Annotated in this window: 25 protein-coding genes and 1 other RNA gene; 8 read left to right on the forward strand and 18 right to left on the reverse strand. The window is 38.6% G+C overall.

Features of this window, described 5'->3' with window-relative positions; translation table 11 throughout:
• The first annotated feature begins 313 nt into the window (after positions 1 to 313).
• Positions 314 to 3,907, forward strand: a complete 3,594-nt coding sequence (nifJ, locus tag AC012T_RS08640; RefSeq protein WP_487064851.1) for a pyruvate:ferredoxin (flavodoxin) oxidoreductase — start codon at positions 314 to 316, stop codon at positions 3,905 to 3,907.
• A gap of 46 nt (positions 3,908 to 3,953) precedes the next feature.
• Here the strand turns inward: nifJ and AC012T_RS08645 are convergent, their stop codons facing one another.
• The 3 genes from AC012T_RS08645 to AC012T_RS08655 all read right to left on the reverse strand — a co-directional run bounded on the left by AC012T_RS08645 (position 3,954) and on the right by AC012T_RS08655 (position 5,262).
• A complete protein-coding gene (locus tag AC012T_RS08645; RefSeq protein ID WP_487064853.1) occupies positions 3,954 to 4,316 on the reverse strand; it encodes a DUF5615 family PIN-like protein in 363 nt (120 codons plus the stop codon).
• A gap of 4 nt (positions 4,317 to 4,320) precedes the next feature.
• Positions 4,321 to 4,680, reverse strand: coding sequence for a DUF433 domain-containing protein (locus tag AC012T_RS08650; protein WP_487064855.1), 360 nt, complete (start codon positions 4,678 to 4,680; stop codon positions 4,321 to 4,323).
• A 72-nt stretch (positions 4,681 to 4,752) separates the two neighbouring features.
• Positions 4,753 to 5,262, reverse strand: a complete 510-nt coding sequence (locus tag AC012T_RS08655) for a tetratricopeptide repeat protein (RefSeq protein ID WP_487064857.1) — start codon at positions 5,260 to 5,262, stop codon at positions 4,753 to 4,755.
• A gap of 78 nt (positions 5,263 to 5,340) precedes the next feature.
• Here AC012T_RS08655 and AC012T_RS08660 point away from each other — a divergent pair, with 78 nt between their 5' ends.
• Positions 5,341 to 6,681 (forward strand): transposase, encoded by a 1,341-nt coding sequence (locus tag AC012T_RS08660; protein ID WP_487059178.1) that lies wholly within the window; start codon positions 5,341 to 5,343, stop codon positions 6,679 to 6,681.
• Here the strand turns inward: AC012T_RS08660 and AC012T_RS08665 are convergent.
• The 6 genes from AC012T_RS08665 to AC012T_RS08690 all read right to left on the reverse strand — a co-directional run bounded on the left by AC012T_RS08665 (position 6,659) and on the right by AC012T_RS08690 (position 10,899).
• Positions 6,659 to 8,338 (reverse strand): tetratricopeptide repeat protein, encoded by a 1,680-nt coding sequence (locus AC012T_RS08665; RefSeq protein WP_487064859.1) that lies wholly within the window; start codon positions 8,336 to 8,338, stop codon positions 6,659 to 6,661. The two genes, AC012T_RS08660 and AC012T_RS08665, sit on opposite strands and share 23 nt — an antisense overlap.
• Before the next feature lie 113 nt (positions 8,339 to 8,451).
• Positions 8,452 to 8,886, reverse strand: coding sequence for a hypothetical protein (locus AC012T_RS08670; RefSeq protein ID WP_487064861.1), 435 nt, complete (start codon positions 8,884 to 8,886; stop codon positions 8,452 to 8,454).
• A gap of 221 nt (positions 8,887 to 9,107) precedes the next feature.
• Positions 9,108 to 9,497 (reverse strand): hypothetical protein, encoded by a 390-nt coding sequence (locus AC012T_RS08675; protein WP_487064863.1) that lies wholly within the window; start codon positions 9,495 to 9,497, stop codon positions 9,108 to 9,110.
• Positions 9,498 to 9,562: 65 nt separating this feature from the next.
• Positions 9,563 to 10,213, reverse strand: coding sequence for a methyltransferase family protein (locus tag AC012T_RS08680; RefSeq protein WP_487064865.1), 651 nt, complete (start codon positions 10,211 to 10,213; stop codon positions 9,563 to 9,565).
• A gap of 81 nt (positions 10,214 to 10,294) precedes the next feature.
• On the reverse strand, positions 10,295 to 10,453 hold the full coding sequence (locus AC012T_RS08685; RefSeq protein WP_015213034.1) for a YqaE/Pmp3 family membrane protein: 159 nt from the start codon (positions 10,451 to 10,453) through the stop codon (positions 10,295 to 10,297).
• Between the two features lie 89 nt (positions 10,454 to 10,542).
• A complete protein-coding gene (locus tag AC012T_RS08690; RefSeq protein ID WP_015213035.1) occupies positions 10,543 to 10,899 on the reverse strand; it encodes a translation initiation factor in 357 nt (118 codons plus the stop codon).
• A gap of 230 nt (positions 10,900 to 11,129) precedes the next feature.
• Here AC012T_RS08690 and AC012T_RS08695 point away from each other — a divergent pair, with 230 nt between their 5' ends.
• A complete protein-coding gene (locus AC012T_RS08695; protein WP_487064867.1) occupies positions 11,130 to 11,813 on the forward strand; it encodes a HupE/UreJ family protein in 684 nt (227 codons plus the stop codon).
• A gap of 290 nt (positions 11,814 to 12,103) precedes the next feature.
• Positions 12,104 to 12,463, forward strand: a complete 360-nt coding sequence (locus tag AC012T_RS08700) for a hypothetical protein (protein WP_015213037.1) — start codon at positions 12,104 to 12,106, stop codon at positions 12,461 to 12,463.
• Between the two features lie 9 nt (positions 12,464 to 12,472).
• Here AC012T_RS08700 and surE read toward each other — a convergent pair whose 3' ends face one another.
• Positions 12,473 to 13,153, reverse strand: a complete 681-nt coding sequence (gene surE, locus AC012T_RS08705) for a 5'/3'-nucleotidase SurE (protein WP_487064869.1) — start codon at positions 13,151 to 13,153, stop codon at positions 12,473 to 12,475.
• Positions 13,154 to 13,327: 174 nt separating this feature from the next.
• Between surE and psb32 the strand changes: the two genes are divergently transcribed.
• Positions 13,328 to 14,059 carry a photosystem II repair protein Psb32 gene (psb32, locus tag AC012T_RS08710; RefSeq protein WP_487064871.1) on the forward strand — a complete coding sequence of 244 codons (732 nt, stop codon included), beginning with the start codon at positions 13,328 to 13,330 and terminating at the stop codon, positions 14,057 to 14,059.
• Between the two features lie 221 nt (positions 14,060 to 14,280).
• Positions 14,281 to 15,066, forward strand: coding sequence for a CsgG/HfaB family protein (locus AC012T_RS08715; RefSeq protein ID WP_487064873.1), 786 nt, complete (start codon positions 14,281 to 14,283; stop codon positions 15,064 to 15,066).
• Between the two features lie 131 nt (positions 15,067 to 15,197).
• Here the strand turns inward: AC012T_RS08715 and AC012T_RS08720 are convergent, their stop codons facing one another.
• Positions 15,198 to 15,581 carry a DUF4346 domain-containing protein gene (locus tag AC012T_RS08720; protein WP_487064875.1) on the reverse strand — a complete coding sequence of 128 codons (384 nt, stop codon included), beginning with the start codon at positions 15,579 to 15,581 and terminating at the stop codon, positions 15,198 to 15,200.
• A gap of 105 nt (positions 15,582 to 15,686) precedes the next feature.
• Positions 15,687 to 16,871, reverse strand: a complete 1,185-nt coding sequence (locus AC012T_RS08725; protein WP_487064877.1) for a GNAT family N-acetyltransferase — start codon at positions 16,869 to 16,871, stop codon at positions 15,687 to 15,689.
• A gap of 919 nt (positions 16,872 to 17,790) precedes the next feature.
• Between AC012T_RS08725 and AC012T_RS08730 the strand changes: the two genes are divergently transcribed.
• Complete coding sequence (locus AC012T_RS08730) at positions 17,791 to 19,791, forward strand: sensor histidine kinase (RefSeq protein WP_487064879.1); 2,001 nt, start codon at positions 17,791 to 17,793, stop codon at positions 19,789 to 19,791.
• A gap of 48 nt (positions 19,792 to 19,839) precedes the next feature.
• Here the strand turns inward: AC012T_RS08730 and AC012T_RS08735 are convergent, their stop codons facing one another.
• Positions 19,840 to 20,898: a Gfo/Idh/MocA family protein gene (locus AC012T_RS08735; RefSeq protein ID WP_487064881.1), complete on the reverse strand. Its 1,059-nt coding sequence runs from the start codon at positions 20,896 to 20,898 to the stop codon at positions 19,840 to 19,842.
• Positions 20,899 to 20,933: 35 nt separating this feature from the next.
• Positions 20,934 to 21,656, reverse strand: a complete 723-nt coding sequence (gene rnc / locus AC012T_RS08740) for a ribonuclease III (protein ID WP_487064883.1) — start codon at positions 21,654 to 21,656, stop codon at positions 20,934 to 20,936.
• A gap of 238 nt (positions 21,657 to 21,894) precedes the next feature.
• Between rnc and AC012T_RS08745 the strand changes: the two genes are divergently transcribed.
• Entirely contained in the window at positions 21,895 to 22,098 is a 204-nt protein-coding gene (locus AC012T_RS08745) for a hypothetical protein (RefSeq protein WP_487064885.1), read from the forward strand.
• A 60-nt stretch (positions 22,099 to 22,158) separates the two neighbouring features.
• Here AC012T_RS08745 and rnpB read toward each other — a convergent pair.
• The 4 genes from rnpB to AC012T_RS08765 form a co-directional block, all read right to left on the reverse strand.
• Positions 22,159 to 22,589: RNase P RNA component class A (gene rnpB, locus AC012T_RS08750), an RNA gene on the reverse strand.
• A 46-nt stretch (positions 22,590 to 22,635) separates the two neighbouring features.
• Positions 22,636 to 23,355, reverse strand: a complete 720-nt coding sequence (locus tag AC012T_RS08755) for a hypothetical protein (RefSeq protein WP_487064887.1) — start codon at positions 23,353 to 23,355, stop codon at positions 22,636 to 22,638.
• A gap of 66 nt (positions 23,356 to 23,421) precedes the next feature.
• Entirely contained in the window at positions 23,422 to 24,564 is a 1,143-nt protein-coding gene (gene corA / locus AC012T_RS08760; RefSeq protein WP_487064889.1) for a magnesium/cobalt transporter CorA, read from the reverse strand.
• A gap of 280 nt (positions 24,565 to 24,844) precedes the next feature.
• On the reverse strand, positions 24,845 to 26,164 hold the full coding sequence (locus AC012T_RS08765) for an IS4 family transposase (protein WP_487066390.1): 1,320 nt from the start codon (positions 26,162 to 26,164) through the stop codon (positions 24,845 to 24,847).
• Positions 26,165 to 26,270 lie beyond the last annotated feature (106 nt).

Genomic DNA, 26,270 nt, shown 5'->3' on the forward strand with positions numbered 1-26,270 from the left:
TAAAAAATTCCCAACTACTCTCCCCAAAAATTTCCCGCACCTCTACCCTATAACAATCATTAAACCTTGATAAATCAAAGACGATAAATATTGAGTACAACATTAATATTGATATAGATAGGATATTTACCACCTGCTAAAATTTAAAAGATTGGCTAAAAGTCAAAATAATTCGTAATTAATAATTATCAATTCATAAAAATGTAGAAAATATCACAAAATAACTTCCTGACTTTAGCTATTTCCAATGCTTATATTTTTGGTTTATCTGCATACAGTTTAAACAACCAGAGAAGAGACAGGAAGGAGAATCATGAACAAATCTTTTGCCACAATTGATGGTAATGAAGCCGTTGCGCGTGTAGCTTACAAATTAAATGAAGTAATTGCTATTTATCCTATTACCCCATCTTCTGCAATGGGTGAATGGGCTGATGCTTGGATGTCAGAAAATAAACCGAATCTTTGGGGAACTGTTCCTAGTGTTACTCAAATGCAAAGTGAAGGAGGGGCTGTTGCTGCGGTACATGGTGCATTACAAACAGGTTCATTAAGTACAACTTTCACCGCTTCTCAGGGATTGTTATTAATGATTCCTAATTTATACAAAATTGCGGGAGAATTAACCAGTTTTGTACTTCATGTTGCAGCCCGTTCTTTAGCTACACACGCTTTATCTATTTTCGGTGATCATAGCGATGTCATGGCTGCTAGGGCAACTGGCTTCGCTTTTTTGTGTTCGGCTTCTGTGCAGGAAAGTCAAGATTTTGCATTGATTTCTCACGCTGCAACTTTAGAAGCACGAGTACCATTTATGCACTTTTTTGATGGGTTTAGAACATCCCATGAAGTACAAAAAGTTGAGTTATTATCAGATGAAGATTTACAATGTTTTATTCCCCTATCTTTAGTATCTGCACACCGTCAGCGTTGCTTAACACCAGATAAACCAGTATTACGAGGAACAGCCCAAAATCCTGATGTTTACTTTCAATCTCGTGAAGGTGCAAATCTTTATTACAATGCTTGTGCTGATATTGTCCAAAATATCATGGATAAATTTGGGGAACGCACAGGTAGATATTACAAACTTTATGAATATCATGGCGCACCGGATGCAGAAAGAGTAATTGTGATTATGGGTTCTGGGTGTGAAACGGTACATGAAACTGTAGATTATCTGAATCAACAAGGAGAAAAAGTCGGGGTCTTAAAAGTGCGGCTTTATCGTCCTTTTGATGTATCTAGATTTGTAGAAGCTTTACCTAATAGTGTTAAATCTATTGCTGTTTTGGATAGAACTAAAGAAGCAGGAAGTGCTGGAGAACCATTATATTTAGATGTGGTGACAGCTATTTATGAAGGATGGAAAAAAACCACATTTCCAAAAATAGTTGGTGGCAGATATGGACTGTCTTCTAAAGAATTTACTCCTGCAATGGTGAAGAGTATTTTTGATAACCTCACCCAAATTAAACCCAAGAATCATTTTACCATTGGTATTAATGATGATGTGACTTTCACCTCTTTGAATTTTGATGCCAATTTCTCGACAGAACCGGATAATGTGGTTCGGGCTATGTTCTACGGTTTGGGTTCTGATGGTACAGTTGGTGCAAATAAGAATTCTATCAAAATTATTGGTGAAGGAACTGATAATAACGCTCAAGGTTATTTTGTCTATGATTCCAAAAAATCTGGTTCAATGACTGTTTCTCATCTGCGTTTTGGGGCTGGAAAAATTCGTTCAACTTACCTGATAAATCAAGCTAATTTTATTGGTTGTCATCATTGGGGATTTGTTGAAAGTATTGATATTTTAAAGACTGCTGCACCGGGGGCAATTTTGTTGTTAAATAGTCCCTATGAAGCTGATACAGTTTGGGAAAATTTACCACCAAAAGTACAACAGCAAATTATTGACAAAAATCTGAAGGTGTATGCTATTAATGCTAGTCAAGTAGCAAAAAATAGCGGTATGGGTAGAAGAATTAACACTATCATGCAGGTGTGTTTCTTTGCTTTAGCGGGAGTTTTACCAGAAAAAGAAGCAATTGCTAAAATCAAACAAGCCATAGAAAAGACCTATGGTAAAAAAGGTGCAGAAATCGTCCGCATGAACCTACAAGCTGTAGATAATACTCTAGAAAATCTGCATGAAATCGAAATTCCCAAAAAGGAGAATTACCAATCATCAATCACCAATCACCAATTACCAATCACCAAACCCGAATTTGTCGAGAATGTTCTTGGGAAAATAATGGTATGGGAAGGTGATGATTTACCTGTCAGTGCTTTACCTGCTGACGGAACTTTCCCCAGTGGAACTGCAAAATGGGAAAAACGCAACGTTGCGGAAGAAATTCCAGTATGGGATGAAGATGTCTGCGTTCAATGTGGGAAATGCGTGATGGTTTGTCCCCACAGTGCAATTCGTGCTAAAGCTTATCAACCAAGCGAGTTAGTTAACACACCGATAACTTTCAAATCAACTAACGCGAAAGATAAGGATTTCGCTAATCAGAAATTTACCATTCAAGTAGCACCAGAAGACTGTACAGGTTGTACTATCTGCGTTAATGTCTGTCCTGCGAAAAACAAAGCAGAACCGACACGGAAGGCTATTAATATGAGTTCGCAGTTACCATTGCGGGAACAAGAACGGGAAAACTGGAATTTCTTTTTGAGTTTACCAAATCCCGATCGCACAAAATTGAAGTTAAACCAAATTCGTCAGCAGCAATTGCAGGAACCGTTGTTTGAGTTTTCTGGTGCTTGTGCTGGGTGCGGAGAAACGCCCTACCTTAAATTATTAACACAATTATTTGGCGATCGCGCTCTCATTGCCAACGCGACCGGCTGTTCTTCCATTTACGGTGGAAATCTCCCCACCACACCCTGGAGTCAAAACGCTGACGGCAGAGGGCCTGCATGGTCTAATAGCCTGTTTGAAGATAACGCGGAATTTGGTTTTGGTTATCGTCTCTCCCTCGACAAACAAGCGCAGTTTGCAGCGGAATTAGTGCAACAATTCAGCAGCGAGTTAGGGGATAATTTGGTCAACGGTATTCTCAACGCTGAACAAAAAGATGAAGCTGACATTTGGGAACAACGGGAAAGAGTCGCAATTCTCAAACAAAAGCTAGAAGAAATTACAAACGCAGATGCACACAGATATACGCAGATAGAAGAAAAGAATATCCGCGTTAATCAGCGTTTATCTGCGTTTGAAAATCTCAAATCCCTTGCAGACTATCTCGTCAAGAAAAGCGTTTGGATAGTTGGGGGTGATGGTTGGGCTTATGACATAGATTTTGGGGGTATTGATCATGTTTTAGCCAGTGGTAAAAACGTCAATATCCTTGTCATGGATACCGAAGTTTATTCTAACACAGGGGGGCAATCTTCCAAAGCAACTCCCAAAGGTGCGATCGCTAAATATGCAACTGGTGGAAAACCTGCACCAAAGAAAGACTTGGGTTTAATGGCCATGACTTACGGTAATGTCTATGTAGCGAGTGTGGCATTAGGTGCGCGAGATGAACATACACTCAAAGCATTTTTAGAAGCCGAAGCTTTTGACGGGCCATCAATCATAATTGCCTACAGTCATTGTATTGCTCACGGTATTGATATGACCAAAGGTTTACAACAGCAAAAGGCTTTGGTAGACGCAGGAAGATGGTTGTTATATCGCTATAATCCCGCATTACAAGAACAGGGTAAAAATCCCTTACAATTGGATATGAAAGCGCCTTCTGAATCGGTGGAAAAGTCAATGTATCAAGAGAACCGATTCAAGATGTTGACGAAGAGTAAACCGGAAGTTGCGAAACTGTTGCTAGAACAAGCGCAAGCGGAAGTTAACGCACGTTGGAAAATGTATCAATATTTAGCGAGTAGGTAATTGGTAATTGGTGTAGGTTGGGTTGACGCAAGGAAACCCAACATTATTATGGTAATGGTAAATAAACTATGCGGTCTTGATATTCACCATCTTCTGAAGCTAAAGCAACTAAGATTAATTCTTCTATATTGTCACCAACACTTAAATTAGGATTGAGAATAAAAATTCCCGGTATGTGACGATTCACAGCAACATGATCAGCTAAATGTACAGGCATAGAAGTACGGTTATTTGTGACTAACACAAAATTATTCTCCTCACACCAACAGAGAATTTCAGGATCAAGTGTCCCTTTCGGTGGTATTCCTGTTTCTCCTATTACCTGAACAAGAATATCAGGTTCTTTGAGCTTAATTTGTTTTGGATATAGAGGATTGATATTTTCATCAATCAGATATTTAATTGCCATTTACTTATATTTTCGCTTGTCTTTCTATTCTAAGTTGGCGGAGTTTTTCTGATACTGGTGGAGGATTAAGTCGCTGTTGTTCTCTCATTTTATGACCATGTTCTATCCAATTTTTCATGTAATCGCTGATAACTGCTTTATTTTGCAAATAGTAAAGAATGGTCGCATAGACTTGTTCTAAGGAAATTGATTGATATATTTGAGCAATTTCTTCTGGAGAACGACCACAATCAAGATATTCATAAAGTATTGTTTCAATTCCTATTCTGGAGTTTTTTAGTCTAATATCTCCAGGAGAGAGAAAGTTGAAATATTCTGCGATATCTTTGTTAGGAATAATTTGAGGAATAGTTTCGCTGTTCATAAATTTGAAACCATGATTTTTAAAGATTTGGAAATTAACAAGTTAGATTAATTATAACTGAACAGATTTTATTTATCGCCGAAACGAACCACGTAGCCAGCGCCATAACCGACGCAACCAACCCCAAAACCCACGCTGAGAAACTACAGGTTTTTTTGGTTGATAAAGACCCTCAATTTTATTATTGCAATCTTGCACACTGGCATCAAGTCCCATTGTTTGATATAGTTCCCGCGCATTGCGATAAGCACCAACTGCGTCTTGTTCCCTATCCACTTTTTCTAATGCAAGACCTAAATTAAACCAAATATTTGCTTCCCCCCGAATATGCCCTATCTCCTTAGCTATATCCAAAGACTGCTGGTAGAAAGCGATCGCCCTTTCGTACTGTCCCAGGGCGTTGTAAGCCTTGCCTAAACCGATTAAGGAATTACTTTCCCCCTGAATATGCCCTATCTCCTTAGCTATATCCAAAGACTGCTGGTGGAAATCAATTGCCCTTTCGTACTGTCCCAGGGCGTTGTAAGCAAGTCCCAAATTGTTTAAGGAATTACTTTCCCCCTGAATCAATACTGTAGCCAAAAAAAGAGTATAAAAAGAGGGCTGATGTAGTAGAGTTATAGTCTTCCACAACGACAACTCGAAAGCCACATACAGCCCATGTTTGACATACTAGCACTGTTGCAATGCCTACTACCAGAAATAAAAGTGACGACGATGCGGCAGTTAAGCCAGATCATCACGGCCATGTTAGCCATGAGCGGGCGAGTCACAATGTTGGGAATATCGCGTTGGACGCTTAGTGGTGGTAGTTATCGGACGGTAATCAGATTTTTTCGTACAGTCATACCGTGGACAACGGTGTTCTGGGTGTTTTTTCGGCGGCATTTGTTCTGCCCAAATGATGTTTATTTGTTGGCAGGAGACGAAGTAGTAATAAGCAAAGCCGGGAAAAAAACCTATGGATTAGATAGGTTCTTTTCCAGTCTAATAAGTAAACCAATATTGGGACTATCTTTCTTTACATTATCATTAGTAAGTGTTCAACAAAGACACTCATTTCCGATTCAGATAGAACAGGTAATAAAAAGCGATGTAGAAAAAAGTAGTGTCTCGCCAAGTCCAGAAGTAAAACCTCAAGAAAAACGTGGACGGGGACGACCAAAAGGAAGTAAAAACAAAAATAAAAAGGAGGTGACTTTTACACCTGAATTGCTAAGAATTAAGAAGATGATTAATGAGCTATTTAAGTTAATAGCTAACTTTATTCCCCTCACTTACTTGGTCGTAGATGGTCACTTTGGGAACAATAATGCTTTGCAGATGGCTAGGCAGGTAAAGTTACACATAATTTCCAAGTTACGTCACGATTCGGCATTATATATACCTTACCACAATCCTGACCCTAATCATCGTTCCCGTCGTAAATACGGAGAGAAGTTGGACTGGCGTAATATTCCTGGGGCATATTTGCGTCAAAGTAGTCTTGAAGAAGATATTAAAACTGATACTTATCAAGCTACTCTACTGCACAAAGAATTTGGCCAACCACTGAATGTAGTTATTTTGGTGAAAACCAATCTCAAAACTAATGCTCGCAGTCACGTAATTCTGTTTTCTAGTGACTTAACTTTATCATCTGAAAAAATAATTGACTACTATAAGTTGCGCTTCCAAATCGAATTTAATTTCCGAGATGCCAAACAGTTTTGGGGATTGGAAGATTTTATGAACAGAGGTCAAACTGCTGTGACTAATGCTGTTAATCTTTCTTTTTTTATGGTCAATTTGTCTCATTATCTTCTAGCTCAGTTTCGTGAAGATAATCCCGGTGCTGGCATTGTTGATCTTCAGGCTTATTGTCGGGGTTTTCGATATGTTCGGGAAATATTAAAAATGCTTCCGCAACAGCCTGAGCCTATTTTATTATCCCAGATTTTTGCCAAGCTTACCTCTCTTGGTCGTATTCACAATGCTTCTACAGCCGTTGAACCCTCGTAATTTGGCTACAGTATTGCTGAATATGCCCTATTTCCTTATCTATATCCAAAGACTGCTGGTAGAAAGCGATCGCTCTTTCGTGCTGTCCCAGGGATTCATAAGCATTGCCTAAATTGCCCAAGGAAGCACTTTCCCCCTGAATATGCCCTATCTCCTTAGCTATCTCCAAAGACTGCTGGTAGAAAGCGATCGCCCTTTCGTACTGTCCCAGGGAGTAGTAAGCATTGCCTAAACCGATTAAGGAATTACTTTCCCCCTGAATATGCCCTATCTCCTTAGCTATCTCCAAAGACTGCTGGAAGGAAGCGATCGCCCTTTCGTACTGTCCCAGGGAGTAGTAAGCATTGCCTAATGAACTCAGAGAACCCAAATAACGCCAATTTTGTCTATCATCAATTTCAGACCATTTATTTACCAACTGCCCATATAATTCGACTTGGTTGGCATAATCACCCCGCAAAGTCAAAAAATCATCGCAATGTCTAATTGCTGCAAATGCTGAGTCATAATCTGCCAATTGGTAAAAATGATAAAAGATTTCTAAATATTCCTGAATATCATCTTTAGTTTGCCAAGGTTGTTGTTTAGCAATTGACCGATAATAATTAATAGCTTTTTGATGTGCTGCTGTCTGATTCCCAGCTTTATACCGCACATATTCCAAAACCACAGGCTGAAACTCAAACCATCTGCAATCATCAATCAGTTTTTCTGATAAAAAAGAACGCTTGATCACCTTTCTTAATTCTTCTTTAATATCTCTTGTAGGGTGATCATTACCAAAAAATCTAGTCGTCATCTTTTTTTTTGCAGTGTCAGGTAAAACAGCTACCGCAGCTTGACTATTTATTGCACCACGATAAACGCTAATATTTTTTAATAGAGATTTTTGGAAATCACTCAACCGCTGCCAACTGGCATCTAATACCAACACCATCGCCACATTTTCTCGACGGTGTACACCTACAACTTTTTCATCTATTAATAATTGCTGTAAATTTCCTAAACCTAAACTTTCTAACCTGTTTAAATTGGAATCTTGGGGATATTCTGCTTTTAATAAATCTGCCACAAATTGCAGCAGCAAAGGATAGCCATCTACTAATTTGACAAATTCCTCTAAATTGCCCTGAATACCTAATACTGTTAATAATTTAATTCCATCTTCTATCTTTAAACCTGATAAGGGTAGCCATTCCCATCTTTTCGGTAATTCTGGTCTTTCTCTAGTGGTGACAATTACTTTACTTTTACCACCACATTCGATCCAAGTTGTAAAAAATTCTTCATAGAATTGACTTTCCCAAAATCCATTTGTTTTTAACAGACTTTCTAAGTTATCAATAATCAGTAAATATTCACCTGACTGTAAACATTTCACCAAAGATTGTACTAACTCTGTTTCTTGATCTGGGATACGAAAACCAAATTCTTGCAAAACTTGAGTAGCTAGATCACTAAAAACCACACCATAACTCACATCTGCCCAAAATCGTTTAGGGAAATGTCCTATATTTTCATCTTCATAAATCTTAGCCGCTAACATTGATTTTCCTGTACCACCAATGCCTTCAATACCAATTAGAGAAATATTTTGATTATTTAACCATTGTTTTAAACTGGCAATTTCTTCTGTTCTTCCTTGCCAATAGTCCAAGTTTTTGCGTGGGTTTCCCGCTTTGAGAATCCCCGGTGATTGTTGTTTGGTGCTGCTTTCTATGAATGCTGCTATCTTATGTATTTCAGAAATATCAGCACTATAGATATTAATTACTTTGGGTTGTCGTACCTCCTAAAGTCATAAGTTGCGTTATCAACCCCACCTGCTTTATTAATTTGTACACTTTCATCAAAAGATTGAGGATTATTAACAGCAGCAGCAGCACCACTATCAGAGTTTTGTGTTTGCAAAATCTCAGCTATTTCTTTAGCTAATTCTGCATCTGCTTCTAAAATCTTCTTCAGTTGGACTCTAAAACTTACTTGTAAATCTTCATCATCTGGATTTTTAGCTACATCCTCTGCGGCTTCTTTTGCAGCTTCCTTGGCTTCTACCTTCGGCTGTAACTTAGCCCAAATTGCTTTAGCCCTATTCCAACCATCCTCACCTATTTTTTGGGAAGCACCTTCTGCGGCTTTAGTACCCATAGTAAGCAGAAAAGGCAGACAGGGAGCGAGAAACTTAACAATTACAGCAATATCCATGAATTTATGCGGTTTAACTACTGTTATTTATACAAGTGTATATTAACCCATTCCCAACAGGTTGAGGGTTAAGGCTAGGGGAATATTACAGGTACAGGGTAATAATTTGTTACAATCAGATATAAAAACACCTTTACAGTCGTTAGATAGCTTTACCAACAAAACCCCATAAAAAATAGGTAATAAGTTTTCACTTATTACCTATTTACCAATAAATAAACTTAATTGCTAACAGCTTTAAGTACCCGATTTAAAATTACCTTACCATTAGGTCTAATCACCTCAACACGAATAAAGTTTGGATCACTTGGTCGCCAGGTAACTTGATATTTCAAGCCATTATTATTCCATGTGTAAACTTGACGTTGTTTATTTCCCGAAGCAACAGCACCAGACAAATTGATATTAGAGTTATTATTACGGTTCTCTCCATAATAGTAATAAACATTATTGCTAAAGGATAAATTCACTATCCAATCTTTATCTCTAAATTCCCCGGCTGGGTAATCAAATCGTTGTACAGCAACAGCTTGATTAGGAATAGCCATATCAATAATTGCAGGTGTAGAAATACCTAAAATTGCAGCTAATGTAATAGCTTTGTAGTTCATAAAACTCTCTTTGGTGACAATAAATTGTATCGTTGTGTATTTAGTTGTGGACAAACTCGTTGCCGTTATGCTGTAGTTTCTTTTTCCTGAATATTTCCAGAAATTAATAGTTTAGGAAACAGCAAACCAGAACTCTCTTTGTATTTCTCAAATTCAGGATATCGAGATAGAGATTTATCTTTTTTGATCATGTTAGGAACAAATATCATGGCTATAAATAACCCCAGAATTAAGAAAGGTAGCCAATGTTGAGCTAACATAGCAAATGCCAAATAAATCAATACTTCTCCTAGGTAATTAGTGTTACGACATCTGGCAAAGAAACCTTCTGTAATTAGTCCAGTTTTATACTTGAGTGTATAGTATTTCTGGGCATCACTGGTAAAATGTAAAAACACACCCACAATATTCAAAGAAATAGCAGCAGCTACTAATGGTAAAGGTGGAACAGTACCACTACTAATGAGAATAAATGGTGCTACCCAGTACAAGCCAAGTAGAAAAAAGGTAATTATTCCTTGGACAGTGGGAATTTCTTGCTCCCATTGTTTATCTGGAAAGATACTATCTTTTATTAACCAAAGGAAACCATAAGTACTATGAAGGGCAAGATAAACCCAAGCTCCAATAGTAAAATTATGGTATAAAACCATTAGTCCCAACACAATCAAGAAAGTTAGACCTTTGTGAAAATTAATGGGATACTTTATTTTCATATTCTGGTCTTTTGGGGAAATTTTTTAAGTTAGTGAAAAAAATAGAGAGATAGGCAAATCCAACCTACCTCTCTGCAATAATTATTTCTTCGCAATGATCCAAACTGCGTGGATAATACCAGGGAAATAGCCGAATAAAGTCAAGACAACATTAATCCAAAAGTCTGCACCAAAACCTACTTGCAAAAATACTCCTAAAGGTGGCAGAAAAACCGCGCATAAAATCCGTACTAAATCCATTTCAGCCTCCTATTAATGTTCGACATCTCTAGAGTTAACATCATGTTCTATAAATACAATTCCTGAAATGATACGGTAAACCGCACTCATTAACCACCACTGATTTTAGCTTTGTAACCAAGCTTAATTAAAATCTCCAAAATCTTCTGTTTATGATCGCCCTGAATCTCAATTTCGGTTTCTTTGACAGTACCACCTGTACCGCATTGGGCTTTTAACTGTTTCAGCAAAGCTGCTAAGGTTTCTGGTTTGGTTTGAAAACCAGTAATTACCGTCACAGTTTTACCTTTGCGTCCAGCGCGAGTGGCTTGTATTCTTACATTTTGCTGGTTTGGGGGTAAATCTTGGATTCCGCGTTCTACAGCGCGTTCTAGTGCGGGTGAGCTACCGTTACCAAATTCTTGGTAGACAAAGCGTTTGTCCGATTTGGGATTGGAAGAAGACATAAAATTTAATTCAGGGAAAATAAACGTTTGGGGAAATAGTCAGCGTTACAGAATGGGACTGATTTCTAGCATTTCAATTGACTCTGTTCTGTCATTTTAGCCAATCAATCGCCCACCTTATCCATTTGTAACCAGCATTCTGGTAAATCTATGTGACTACATTAATTTTTTTGAGGAGGAGAGGATTAAAGTGATATAAATTACCGAAAAGATTAATTTGAGCTATAATTATGTTCAAAATTGCATTATCAACTTCTTCTGATTCTGGGAACCCCCCCATCTCTAAACAGTATCGTCTTTTGGGTGGTATTGCTGCTTTAATCTTAATTAGTCTACTGAGTTCATCCGGTGGAGCGCCAGTGCAGCATACCATTTCTAACTGTTGGGAAGGGTTTATTTGGGGAATTGCAGATCCAGTTATTGGCTTAGATCGTCTAGCTGCTATGGTGGCTATCGGTTTACTCTCTGCCAAATTTGTACGTGGTATTTGGATAAGTGTATCTTTTTTACTAGCGGCTTTCTGTGGGCAATTAATGCATCTGTGTCAACTAAATTTACCCGGTACAGGAATAGTACTGGCTATTTGCACTATCATCTTTGGTGTAATATTAGTCCTGCCTACTCCAAACAGTAGGTTAGCTTGTATCATAATTAGTGCGATCGCTGCTGGCATCGCTGGTTTATCTCAGGGTTATGTTGATAGTCAAGCAATCATCGGTGCAGAAACGGTAACTCTATTACTTTATGTGATTGGTGTTGCTTTAACTCAAACCGTAATTGTGATGAGTGCTAGAAATATAGGCATAATTATCAGCAAATCCGCAATTAACCAGATGTTCCCGAAAACAATTCGCTGGATTGGGTTAACTTTTTCTGCAATTGGTATCGTATTTTTGGGCAACGCAGTAATCTAAAGATCAAGAAAATACTTCTAACGTAGTTTTTGCAACTTCGATAATTACTAGGTTGGTAATTGTCTGTAAAAATGTTTAAACAATTACCCACTTAGTATTATTTTTTCAACATCCCAACTAGTTCTGAAAAAAACGCCAGTATTTTTACCAAACAACTACAAATTACAGGATTTTAGTAATCCTTAATCATTCGTAGATTCACAAATCAAATAGCATGGCTATAAATACTGTTTGCATTTGATTTTTAAATCTCGATTAACACAATTTAGTGCTGATTATGAAATTATTTGATGAATATTAACCGTATTACTATGATGATTTCTCAAAATTGGGGTGGACAGGAAATGATTTCAACAGCAGTCGAAGCTAAAATAAGTAGATTAGAATCCATTGTTGAGCAAATCGGTGAAGCGGTACTATCTACTACTGAAACAATTGATAGTCTAGCTCAAAGAGTAGATGCACTGAGTTTGCAAGTGGAAGCTCAAGGAAAACAGGTGCAGCAACAAGGTTATCAAATTTTTGCTCTATGTGATGCTGTCCAAAGTTTGGCTGAATCTCAGAAAGATTCATTACAAGAAATTAGTCAATTGACACAAACTGTAAACAAAATTGTGTCTTTGCTACAAAGTGTAGATGAAGAAACGTAAACTTTTAACTCAAACTCTTAATTGAGTAATCGCAATATTTCCAGAAAAACATACATCCACATCACTGCCTAAAGTTCTACTGCGTTTACCATATTCCCCTACATAATAAAAATTATCACCTTCTATCCGATAGTTGACAGGTAAAGGTTTGGTACAAGGTTGACAAAATACTACTTCAGGATCTGGACTTTCTGGTAAAAGATGGGGCAAATTTACATTCCAGAAACTACCAGGTTCTAAAGGACGTGGGAGTAAATCAGCCAAAATTGCTGATGTCCATTTAGCAGCTAATTCCCAATCATAATTAAGCTTGGCTTGACGATATTGGGAAATAGCGATTCCGGGAATACCATGCATTGCAGCTTCTCTGACAGCAGCGACAGTACCAGATATATAAGCATCAACTCCCAAATTTCCTCCAGCATTAATACCTGAGAGGACATATTTGACATTTTTATCTATTTGTGTTATGGCAATTCTCACACAATCAGCGGGAGTTCCGTTAATAGCATATTCAACTTCAGAACGACGTTGTAGGTTAATAGGACTAGTAGTTGTCACTTGATGTCCGCAACCTGACTGATGTTCTTGCGGTGCAGCAATAATTACGTTTTTACCGTTGACAGCTTTGAGTAAGGCTTGGATACCAGGTGCGTCGATGCCGTCGTCGTTAGTTAAGATTATGGTCATTATTGTATTTTTTAACGCAGAGGAACGCTGAGGTTAGCGCAGAGTTACGCTGAGGTTTTCTGTTAGTTTTCGTTGGTAGACTCAAGCAGCTTAGAATTAATTATTCACAGATAAGATGCTTTTGGTATAGGTTCTGTAGTATTTTGATTGCAATACTGTCTTAGGATTCATCCAATGAAACAGCTATTCAAGCAATTATTTAGTATGCAAAAATACTTTATTCGCCTCATTTTACCTTTAATGGTGATGATGATGGTGAGTTCTCCGTTTGCTGTACCAGCTTTGGCTACAGGTGTTTATCAAATACCAAACCTGACACCAGATACCTGGATTGTAGATCAAGGTGATGTTATTAGCCGTTTTAATGAAGGTCAAATTAGTGGCGCTTTCAAAGAATTGGCAAAAGAAACTGGTAATGAAGTCAGAATAGTCACTGTTCACCGTCTTGATTATGGGGAAACACCAGAAAGTTTTGCTAAAGGACTATTTGAGAAATGGTTTCCTACCCCAGAAGCGCAAGCAAATCAATCTTTATTAGTGATTGATACTGTTACTAATAACGCGGCTATGATTAGCGGGAATCAAGTCAAGTCGGTGTTAACTGACGCTATAGCTTATAGTGTGGCTGAGGAAACCTTGGGTGTTCCATTAAGAAATGGTAATAAATATAACCAAGCCTTTATTGACGTGAGCGATCGCTTGGTTGCTGTCATCTCTGGTCAACCAGATCCTGGCCCCCCAAAAGTAGTAGAAACTCTACAGGTAGAAGGTACATTTACAAAAGCTGAAGATACTGATCAAGGTAATGCTACAGCTTGGGTAGTCGGATTGTTAATTGCTGCCACTGTCATCCCAATGGCAACTTACTACATCTATCAAATCAATCAGCCATCAAATGAGGCATAGGTAATTGGGGATTGGGGATTGCATACAAAAATCATTCCCTATTCCCTAAAATTGGCAATATTTTCTAAAAATCAAGAATAAAATTTTATACCGCAATTATGAGGGCATTCTAAATAAATTAATGAAAGTATTGTTATTTACCTGAGAATATGATAACTTCTCTGTGTGTTTGTCGTTTAAATAAAACTACGTCTCTTCTTTGTAATAACAATACTCTAATTATGAAAGCATCCTCTCTTTATAAGCGATTAAGTGGCAATACTGCACTTGCTTTAGCAACCCTAACTTTAAGTTTGTCTATCGGTAGCGTTAATGCTTTTGCTCAAGAAAAACCTAGTATCTCAGTACCAGACTTCAAGAATGAAAATACTTGGTGGTGGTGGAAAAGTGATACATCTCGGCAATTGGCAGATGTTCTTAGCAATGAATTAACATCAACTGGAAAATTCACTGTTGTGGAGCGACAAAAGTTAGGAGAAGTCATTTCCGAACAAGAGCTTGCTGAACTTGGGCTAGTTCGCAAAGACACCGGCGCAAAGAAAGGACAACTCACTGGGGCGAAGTATATTATTTTGGGCAAAGTAAGCTCTTATGAAGAAGGCGTTGATACTGAATCCGGTGGAGTAGGGGTGCAAGGAGTTCGTGTAGGCCCCTTCAGTTTTGGTGGTGGCAACCGCAAAAATAAAGAAAAGGCTTACGTTGCTATTGACTTGCGTGTAGTGGATTCCAGTACTGGGGAAGTAGTTCATTCCCGTACTATTGAAGGACGTGCCACTAGTGAATCTGAAAGCAATGCTGGGAGTCTGGGTATCGCTGGTATCAACATTGGAGGTGATAATCAGAAAACAAGTAAAGCCCCTGTTGGTAAAGCAATCCGAGCAGGGTTGATAGAAATAACGAATTATCTCAGCTGTGTGATGGTTGATAAAGGTGGCTGTGTAAGTGAGTTTGAACAGAAAGAACAGCGTCGCCGTGATAACACCCAAAAAGTTTTAGACCTTGAATAAATGGCATCATTGCCAACCTCTAAGACTCTATCTACCAATGGCAACTATTTTTAAGCTGTTGGCATGATTGGAGGCTGTGAACAGTAACCAGAGATTGCTGATAACTGTCCCTAAACTCCAATCTCCAGTTCCTAATCCTGTACGTATTCCTTACCCGTCACCAAAGCAACTTCAGCGCGGACAAATTCCCGCCCCAGATAAGCTGCATGGTCGAACATAGTTACTGGACAGGGTTGAGTTTCTTCAAAAATCTTCACACACAATTCTTTTGCCGTCCGCGCACAATATACAGTGGTGTGAATTCTCTCCACTTTTCCCCGTGCTGGAATTACCTGACCTGTTTCAGGATCTACTGCTAAACCACGTTCATCAATCACATTTGTAAAATGCTTGGCATAAATTAACCTTGCATTTTCATCCACATAAATAATGAAATATCCACCGGGATCAAGATCAATATGACGCTGAGAAAGTTTATTATCAATTGCCGCTAAATCATCAACTATTAAATCCATACCAATTCTAAAAAGAGAAATTATTTCAACAGTTTTTTACATTACATTTCCAGTGTAATTCTTAAGCTACCTTTTCCTTGAAAATTACAAGCTGGAACTATATTTTTATTCTGGACTCTTGGCAGCAAAAGGTAATTCTGCATTCATTGCCTTAATTTCCTCTGCTTCCATTTGATTCACCTCCAGGATATAGGGGCGCAGTATTTGCCCCAAACGATTGTTGTAAAAGCGGTGGAGACTATAATTGGGTTTAGCCGGAAAACCGCGCCGTTTCTTGTGTCTACCCCCTGCACCAGGGTCAAAAGATTGGATACCATGAGCGATCGCCCATTCAATAGGTGCATAATAACAAGCATCAAAATGTAAGCAATCTATGTCTTGAAAACTCCCCCAATATCGCCCATATAGTTTATCATCCTTAAACAAACAAAATGACATCCCCACAGGTTGGCGATCATCTTGTTCACTATAGGCGGCAAAAAAAGCCACCCGATGGCGATAATTAGTATATAACTGCTCAAAAAATCGCTTTGTGAGATACTTGCTACCCCACCAACCAAACTTATCGCAGGTATCAGCATAAAAATCATACATCAACGGAAACAGCGACTTGGGAATTTCTTCACCAGTCAACGCTTGCAGACGTAAACCTGCCTTATCTACAGCTTTGCGTTCCCGCTTAATATTCCGTCTTTGATTAGCATTGAACACTCCCAAATAATCATCAAAAGTTTTAAATTCAGAATTTTCCCAAATATAGCTATGGTGCAACCACGGCGTAAAACCTTGACGTTCTAACACAGGTCGCCATTGGGGATCAACATAGAGAAAATGACAGCCAGAAATGCCATTTCTCAGGCAAAAAGAGTCAATTTCATGCAACATTACTGCTGTTATTTCCTCTTCATCCTCCCCAGGTGCAATTAAAAAGCGATAGCCTTCCGCAGGAGTAAATGGTGCCATACCCAAAAGTTTCGGATAATATTCTACCCCAATGCGAGAAGCTAACTCTGCCCACTGATGATCAAAGACAAATTCGCCCTGACTATGCCCTTTTAAGTAAAGTGGAGCAGCAGCAACCAAGCTTCTATCTCGCCATAATGTCAGGTGATTTGGCAACCAACCTGCATTTGCCGTAGCACTCTGGGAGGTTTCCATATTATTCAGCCACTCCCACTCTAAAAATGGGGTTTGCAGTGGCATAGCCAAATCATCCCAGGCTGCTTGGGGAATTTCGGCAATTTTGTTAGTCCAAATGACAGAATAGTTAGATTTGAGTTGTTTGACCATCGTGTGGGTTTAAATATCTACTTTGAATATCTCAAGAAGTGAGCAAAAGCTTTTTTTAGCCTAATCCATCGCACTGATTGTTGCAGCCGATCATGTAAAATACCTCTTGATCAACTGCTGAAATTCTCGCAGTGCCAAAAATTTTTCCCATCGTAGTTGTAACTAACCAGCATTTAACTAACTGGTTGCGGAAAGAATTTAACCGGATTGAGGTTTTCAGAACTCGAAAACACTATATGAACTAGCTAAGGAGATTTATTTTTTTCTCTGTTGCAGCAGTATTGGACGTAGTACTGCAAGTGTTGTACCTTAGGCATGGAGCGTAACAACACCAAATAGAACGGCATCAGAGACAGCAATTTGTTTTTCCAGGTGTGTTTTGTCAGTCCCTGAGTTAAACCGAGCAGGTGATTTCGCCTCAAATCAACCATCTTGCCATCTGCACTTGTGGCCAAAACTACTCTGGTATGAGGAATATATTGAACCATTTATTTAGTTTGATAGTTTTGATCTTTCTCTTGTCAGTGTGTTGATTTTTTAAGTAAGAGAACTCCATAGAATGATTGATCCTGTTTTAATATCATTCCCATCAAGCTTATCCACGCGAAAGTAGGGGTAATTCATGAATTATTTATACTCCATTGGATCACGTTTTTTATGGAGTTCTCTAAGTGAATAAAAATCCCTGCATACAAGAAAATGTTGGTTAATTTCATACCTGGATGGATATGTCACACAAATCATTATTAAATCTACTTAATCAGAGTTTTGGTATATCAAGTTTCTTTTTAGCAAATCACAGTTTGATATTTTCTAAAAGTTACAATAAAGTTTTCATAAACTAATACAATGTCTCATTTAGCCGATCTAATTACATATATTTTTTGTTGTGGTTTGCAGATGCGAAGTGAGACACTCGATGCCTAACTTTCAATCGTCATTTCGGCGGATTTTAGTAACCAAAATATTGCTGCTATTTGTCCCAGTTTTATTAATCGGGGAGATGGCTGCACTGAATAAAGCTCGTTCTAGCCTCTTGAATACTGCTCGGCAAAACTTAACAGAGAGTGCTATCCATAAAGGGGAAAAAATTACTGATGCGATCGCAGCACTAAAAACTAATTTACTGAGTGCTAGTCAAACCAGAGTTATTCAGTCTGGTTCATCAACTCCAGCCCAAAAATTTCTCAATCAGTTAGCGCAACAACTACCGACCCAAATTGATTGTATTCAACTCAAGCATATCCAAAGAGCCGAAATTATTGCTAGTAGTTGTGGTGATAAAACAATTGATAAATTGCCATTATCTTTTACTAATGATGAAGTTCAAATTACAGCTATTTTACCACCTAAACCAGGAACAACTGGTAAAAGAAATAACCAACATCAACTGCAATTAGTTTTATCAGTCCCAGTCTATAATAAGCGAGGAAATTTAGCTTACGCCTTAATTCTTCAAACTACATTACACCAACAAATTGAAAATAAGACAGGCTCTTTGATAGGTTCTTTAGTAGTCATTGCTGAAGACGGTACTATTATGGCGCACCCATCTTCAGAAAGAGTAGGAACTAATATTAGAAATTACTCAGATGCTGAAGAACTACAAAATTTGGTCAAAAATGCGATTAAGGGCAATAATGATTCAATCAAGTTGAATTTACAAAAAAATAAGGAATCAATTGCCGGCTATACAGCGATTCCTAATCCCCTAACACAACAGCAGCAACAAAAATGGATTATTTTAGCTGTTGCTAGTGTTCAAGATGCATTGTATGGATTAGAAGAAATCAAACTTATTCTCATTGTCTTAACAGTGGGTTTAATTGGCACTACTTTATTGGCATCTTTTTATTTAGCTCCTTATTTAGCGGGGCCGGTAGAAGAACTCAGAGACTATGCTTTAAATATTCACAGTCACCACGCTGCACAACCAATTCCCCGTAACTTTAAAATCCGGGAGTTTAATCAACTAGCTCAAGCGTTAGATCAAATGGTTGAACGACTCAAAGCTTGGGCAGAAGAATTAGAAATAGCTTGGAAAGAAGCCAAATCAGCCAATCAAGTTAAAAGTCAATTTTTAGCCACGACTTCCCATGAATTGAGAAATCCGTTGCATATCATTATTAACTGTGTTCGCTTAGTTAGAGATGATTTGTGTGATAGTCGAGAAGAAGAATTAGAATTTCTCAAACGAGCTGATGACACGGCAATTCATTTATTAGGTATTATTAATGATTTACTTGATATTTCTAAAATTGAAGCAGGTAAACTTTCCGTTGTGACAGCACCTCTGGATTTGCGGCAATTATTACTAGAGGTGATTAATTTACAATCGCTTAATGTGCAACAAAAGGGATTACAATTAAAATGCGAGTTAGGTAATGAATTGTTGCCAGTTAAGGCAGATAAGGGAAAACTCAAACAAGTTCTCATTAATATTATTGGTAATGCTACTAAATTCACAGACCAAGGTAGCATTATAATTCGTACCGATATTCAGCAGATCAATGGCAGCTTTCATGTCATAGTTTCGGTGAAAGATACAGGTATAGGTATTGATCCTGAACAGCAACATAAACTATTCCGTCCCTTTGTGATGGTAGGTGGCACAAGCGCACGCAAGTTTGAAGGTACTGGATTAGGATTGGCGATTTCTCGGAATTTAATCGAATTGATGGGAGGAAAAATTACTCTGGAAAGTTTGGGTTCTCTCCAAGGTACAACTGTGCAAATTATCTTACCTTTAATTGATATTTCTCTATTACCGACTGCCGAGAAAAAGGGAGATTTGGGTAATAATGAAGTGAAAGGAAGTAGTTATTCTAACTTGCAGCAAGATCAATCTGCAAATATTTATGCTTCTTCAAAGGGAGAGATGAATACAACGCCAGATATACAGCACATTGCTAGTAAATAAGACAGAAAATCAGCCTAAAAAGGTCATGATAGCGGCTATTGGGCTTAATTAGGAATTAGGAATTATGTTGATAATTTGGCCGCCTTGATTCAGAGATTTTGTCAAAGCGGTGAGAATTTCTACTAACTCTCTACCTACCCAACCAGAGGAAACCTGTGAAGGTGTATTGTGGAGAATAGAGGTGATAAAGCGATCGCACACTCGTCCCAATGGTTCACCCTTTTCTAGTTCCAGCACTTCCTGATATTGATTCACTGGCATAAATTGATTCCCATCCCTAGCAAATTCGCCATGTATCAAGGTTAAAGGTGATGAAGGGGACATTTCATCAAAAATCAAGCTACCCTTGCTACCGACAATCCCTAAGCGTCTCTGTTTATCAGGATTCAGCCAGCAGAGATGAATATATGCTTGAAAATTATCTGGATAAGTCAGCGTTACCCACACCAAATCCGCTAAACCTTGGGTTTCAGATATTGCAGTGTTTCTTGCTATTTCCGCAGTTTCCTGTAGCCACACAGTACCCGTTGCTTGCACTTTCACAGGTGACTTACCTAACCAAGTATTAAAGATGGCAATATCATGAATAGCTAAATCCCACAGTGCATCAACATCTTGCCGGACTGGCCCCAAATGAGTGCGGGTAGCATAGCCATAACGTAAATCGCCTAACTGACCAGCTTGAACTACAGTTTGACCTTTTTGTACTGCTGGGTGAAATAAATAAGTGTGGTCAACCACGAGTATCAATTGCTGATGTTCAGCTAATTGACAAAGTTCCCGGCATTCTTCTGGGTCAAGAGTGAGGGGTTTTTCTGCTAAAACATGATATCCATGTTGGAGAGAGTCTTTAATTAAGGCATAGTGAGTATTAGCTGGAGTTGCGATCGCAACTGCTGTTAGTCCAGCTACCTCCTGCACCTGCTGCCAGTTGGTTGTTAATAATATATTTTCATCTAAATTAAACTGTTCTTTTATAACCATCAATCGTTCTAAATGCGGGTCTACAACCGCTACAACGCTCACTTGGGGATGTGCCAGAAAATTCCTGAGCAAATGTACTCCCCAACGTCCAACACCGATAACTGCAAGTTTAATGTTAGTCATTAGTTATTAGTTATTAGTTATTTAGTTATTAGTCATTAGTCATTACTCACCTCTTCCGTAACTGCCGAATAAGCTATTTTAGCAGCAGCCTGTTCAGCGGCTTTAATCGAGCGTCCCTTGCCTTGTCCTAACATTTTCTCATGTAACCAAACCTCAGCGACAAAACGCTCATGAGTACGGTGGGGTTGATTAACTTCCACAACTCTATATTCTGGCAAAACTTTAAATTGAGCCTGAGTCCATTCTTGCAATGCCGCTTTATAATTGAGTCGAGCCGGGTCAAGACGAATTTCTGTGGTTAGTTCTTGGAAGTGGGGATCTAGCCAAGGACGAATGAGGTCAAGATTGTGAGTGCTGAGATAAAGCGCCCCCAGAACTGCTTCAAAAGCATCTGCGAGACGTGATTCTTGACCCACATGGTCAGCAGTAGCACTACCAGCAACAAGCAAGTATAATTCTAAACCATATCCTCTTGCTAATTGGGCGAGAATGCGATCGCTCACCAACACCGAACGAATAGCCGCAAAATCACCAACCGAGCAATCTGGGTAATGTTCCCATAACACCACAGCAGCCACCAGCCGTACCACCGCATCACCAACAAACTCTAACTGTTCATAATTTGCCGAGTCTGAAACAGTGGCGTGAGTTAACGCCAAATCAAGCAATGGCCACTTTATCGGACTATCTTTCGACAAACCTAACTTTTGGACTAAACTTTCAAGTTGCCGTTGACGGCGAGGATAAACGCGGGACATTCAGTAAGGGTAGAAAAAAGGGCTAATAAGTCCTAACTTAACATTAATTATAAAGTATAAATACAAGTCAGTTTTTTGTTAACAAAGTTACTGTACCAGCATCTTTATCAATTTTTAGAATTTGCAATGGGGTTGGAACACTCATAAAAGCGCCGTATTCTAGTTGGAATCAATAACTGTAGCTTCTTCTTGCAGTTGAAGCACTACGTCGAGAAAATATGTATGATGATAGAGGAAAATGACTAATTACTTACTAGATACAAATATTCTGTTACGTTCAAGAGATATCAATTCTCCTGATTTTCATTTAGTTGATAAAACAATTAAATATTTAATATCTAATAATCATCAATATATCAGTCATATTTTAACTTTAAATCCAAAAGATTTTATAGCTATCCCAGGAATTACCATCATTCATCCTCAAAATATTCATAGCTAAACCGAAAGCCACCACCATAAAAAACGAACTATGGAAAATAAACATCCATAATTCGTTTAAAGAGAGAGTCGGACATAAGCCGGGTTCTGTTCTCTTGCGAGGGCAGTTATCTATCTGGGACGCTTGTTACCAAACGCCTCTAGCGGCTCTTTACTTACGGAACTGGTAAAAGACCAACCGTAGTTCCTCCGGCCTTGCTCCCAACCGGGGTTTACCGAGCCAACGCCTCTCAACGTTGCTGGTGCGCTCTTACCGCACCTTTGCACCCTTACCAACGTAGAGAATTAGGCATCAATGATTGGAGATAGGGAAAATTCTTCCCTAGTCCCCAGTACCTAGTACCCAGTCCCCAATATTGGCGGTATCTTTCTGTGGCACTATCCTCACGATCGCTCGCACTGGACGTTATCCAGCAAGTTTGGTCTTTCGGGAGTCCGGACTTTCCTCAAACCAGTCATAAAAACTGATCTGCAACTGCCTGCGCCTACTCTCCCCTAGATCCAGTTTAAGCCTTGATAGCCCCTTCTGTCCGGATGATTAAGACTTCTTTTTATTCCAAGGTAGGGCATAACTCCAATGTAGTTTCTCGATAGTGAAGGGACAATTGATAATTGATATCGGTGGAACATTCATACCAGGAGCTAAACCGACACGCAACTCAGATATCCTTAGCACCAACTGGAGAGAAAATTCTACCTTTTTTTTACCATCCATAAAATCTTTGTACAAACTCTTGAAAGGCTTCTGATCCTTTAGCCCAACTATATTAATTAATGGTGAACCTGTTTTATATGTTCCCGTATCTTTATCTCTTTGTAAAACATCTTCTGCGGTAATAGTCTCAGAAATTGTTTTCTTAGGGGCAATAATAGTAGGAACTTGTGGTATTGCTAAATCGCGGATTAAGTCTGGTGATTTGCGAATTACACGGCGGGATTGTTTAGTATGTTCAACTACCCAAGAGCTATTATCCCAATCAACATATACAGCTAAACTTTCTGACTTATTCTCAATACTCATAGACATCTCTTTCAAATCATCTTTCAGCTTTTCTAAAGAATATGTCCCAGTTTTAAAAGAAATTCCTACTTGGTCTTGGAGATTTTGCTCTTTCAATTGCTGATCAACGATACCTTTTTCAAAATTTAGCATCACCATATCATCAATGGATTCAATCATCCGATTGAATGTGTAATACACACCCAGAATATAAACTGTTAAAACAATGAGATTTTGGTCGCCATTTTGTACTGCCATAAACCTAAATACAAACTCCCTCTGAATATTTTTGAATATTTTTATTTAATTACCAATTAATTATTTTTAATCTCGTTTCATCCCTACTGAATTTGAAAGCCAACCCCGTTGCCAAAAGAAGAATATTAATCCACAGGCAATTATGGCCATTAACCCCAAGCACAATGGATAGCCCCAATACCAATTCAGTTCAGGCATATTGTATGGAGATTTATCTGTATTAAAATTCATGCCATAAATTCCAGCTACAAAAGTTAAGGGAATAAAAATTGATGAAACCACTGTTAAGAACTTCATGATTTCATTCATTTTGTTACTTACTGCTGAAAGATAGACATCCATTAATCCAGAAGCCAGTTCTCGGTAAGTTTCGACCATATCCATTACTTGGACTGTATGATCGTAACAATCTCGCAGATAAATTCTTACCTCATCACTAATTAGTTCACTGCTATCTCTAATCAAAAAATTAATTGTATCCCGTTGAGGCCAAATTGCTCGACGTAATTGCAGTAATTCTCTTCGGATTTGATATATTTTTTGTAGGGTTTGTGGAGTAGGCTTAACTATTACTTCTTCTTCTAATTCTTCAATATGCTCTCCATAAAGTTCTAAGATCGGAAAAAAACCATCAATAATTGCATCTAATAGACAATAAGCTAAATAATCTGATCCTTGTTTACGAATTATGCCTTTACCTTTAGTAATTCGCGTTCTTACTCCTTCAAAACAATCATATGCTGGCTCTTCTTGAACAGTAAGTAAATAATGTTGACCCAAGACTAAACTGACTTGTTCGCTATAAAAACCATAGCCTCGTTCTTTTGGTACTACCATGCGAGCAATGATCACTAACTGGTCTTCATAATCTTCTATTTTTGGTCGCTCTACCATATTGACCACATCTTCTAAAACAAGAGGATGTAAATCAAAAACTTTACCCAATCTTTCTAAAATATCTTGATTCCCTAAACCTTGGACATCTACCCAAGAAACAGATTCTGTATCCAAATAATTGGCGCAATCTTCTGGGTTAGTTATTTGTTCTCGGATTAAAGTACTTTGGTTATAGTCAATCAAAATAATATTTGGTGGTTCAGCATTTTCATCAATGATGATTGTACCTGGTAAAGTTCCAGGTTGGTGATAGTATGACTTGCTGAAAGGTTTGGTTATGACTTTGGGAAGATGGTGAATTTTTTTAATCATGAAATTTTACTTTGTGCAACGGAAGACTCCCAGATTGAAACTTCCCTAAGTTAGGGTAAATTGGTGAGAGCAATTATCAAATAGAATAGCTTGATTATAAGTATTGTAGGGTGTGTTAGGGAGTAACAAAAAATAATTTATCCAACTTTTTTTAGTGGTGTGTCACACAACTAAGGGTTTAGCAGTGCTAAACCCCTACATCCATACTACAAATTGGGATATTTTTAATTGCAAGTCCCTGATGATCCAATCTTGTGGGATGGGCATCCTGCCATTGGTGTCAAGTTAAGGCATCAGCCCAAATGTCAAGAGAGCGAGCAGCCGTTCGTCGGTGACGTTGACGGACGGCCTTGACTAAACCCATAGAACGATGATGTTCGACAAGCCAAGGAATAAGTTGCAAATCAGGAGCGAGTAAAAGTGCGCGGTGGAAAAAATATAAACTGCGAAAAACCATTTCCACAGAAATGCGTTCTAAAGGTTGTTGTAAAGCAATAGCGACATCAGCACACAAGTCATTGAGGACAGCGTAGAAAATCCAGGTAGCATATATTTGCATCTGTACACCATTAGTGCCACCAACCCACAAATAGGACAAGCCCAATAAACGCTTAGTCAATAAAAATGCGTCCTCAATTCGCCAACGTCGGCGGTATAAATCACAAACCTCCTGTGGTGAAAGCTGTTGTGGGTCAAGAACATTAGTCAAATAATGATACCAAGTCTTACCCCATAATACGGATACTTGGCGCATGGGATAGCGACATGGGTTGGTATGATGCAATCCCATTTGAATAATTTCATCCCTGTAGTGAGAGCCGCTAGAAAGTACACGCACTACCTTATATCTAACCTTTTCCTTTTGGCGCGTGAGAACATACTTGCCGGCAGCAGTTAGAGAATCAAACCACTCAAAACCATAAAATCCCATGTCTACTATGAGTAAACCACCATCAGGTAAAAGTTCTAACAATGCTTGCCACCAACGAGTCTCATTCCGCTTGGCATCAGCATCATACCAAACTGCTACAGGAATATGAGTGAAAGCTTCTACTACCATCAGCATTTTTCCTGCCAACACTGAACCTGTTTTTTCTTGCAATTGTCCGAAGTGCTTTTTCATGGCTTCGAGTGTTGAGGCATCACAAATCCAAATGGCGGAAAATCTCTGCGCCACTGATGCCCAGGCTGGAGCTAATTCTTTTGCATTCCTTTTTGCTGCTAGACGTTCTACTACTTGCTCAAACATCTTGGCAAATAGATGCGCCGGTAAACTGTTGAGTCTTTGGGACAGAGCTTGCTTGCTGACTTTTGTTGCCTCTACCCACATTAATCCTTCTACTTCTAGGCAGCGCAATACATCTGTTAAGTGTTGTACTTGTCGATATACTAGACTCAGTATTATTGCTGCCATTACTGGTAGGGTTAATACTCTTGAGCGCAAGCTTCGCTCTTTGTCTTTTACCCCTTTGAGGTTGGCAAATGTCCCTGGACTTAATAGCCCAATCAACCGTGATTCTATTTCTTCACTAGCTGGAGCAGGTACGCTAACTTGATGGCGAAAGTCTGGATTCCCTTGTTTTTTCCTTGGTTTACTCATGGCTCTTTTCAACACCCCTGTGTTGACTTTTACCATTTATTTCCCACTCTTGACACAAATCCATTTTTCTTAACTTGACACCAATGGCATCCTGCCCGTCCTTCTA

Source organism: Anabaena sp. EIM26, assembly GCF_057568715.1.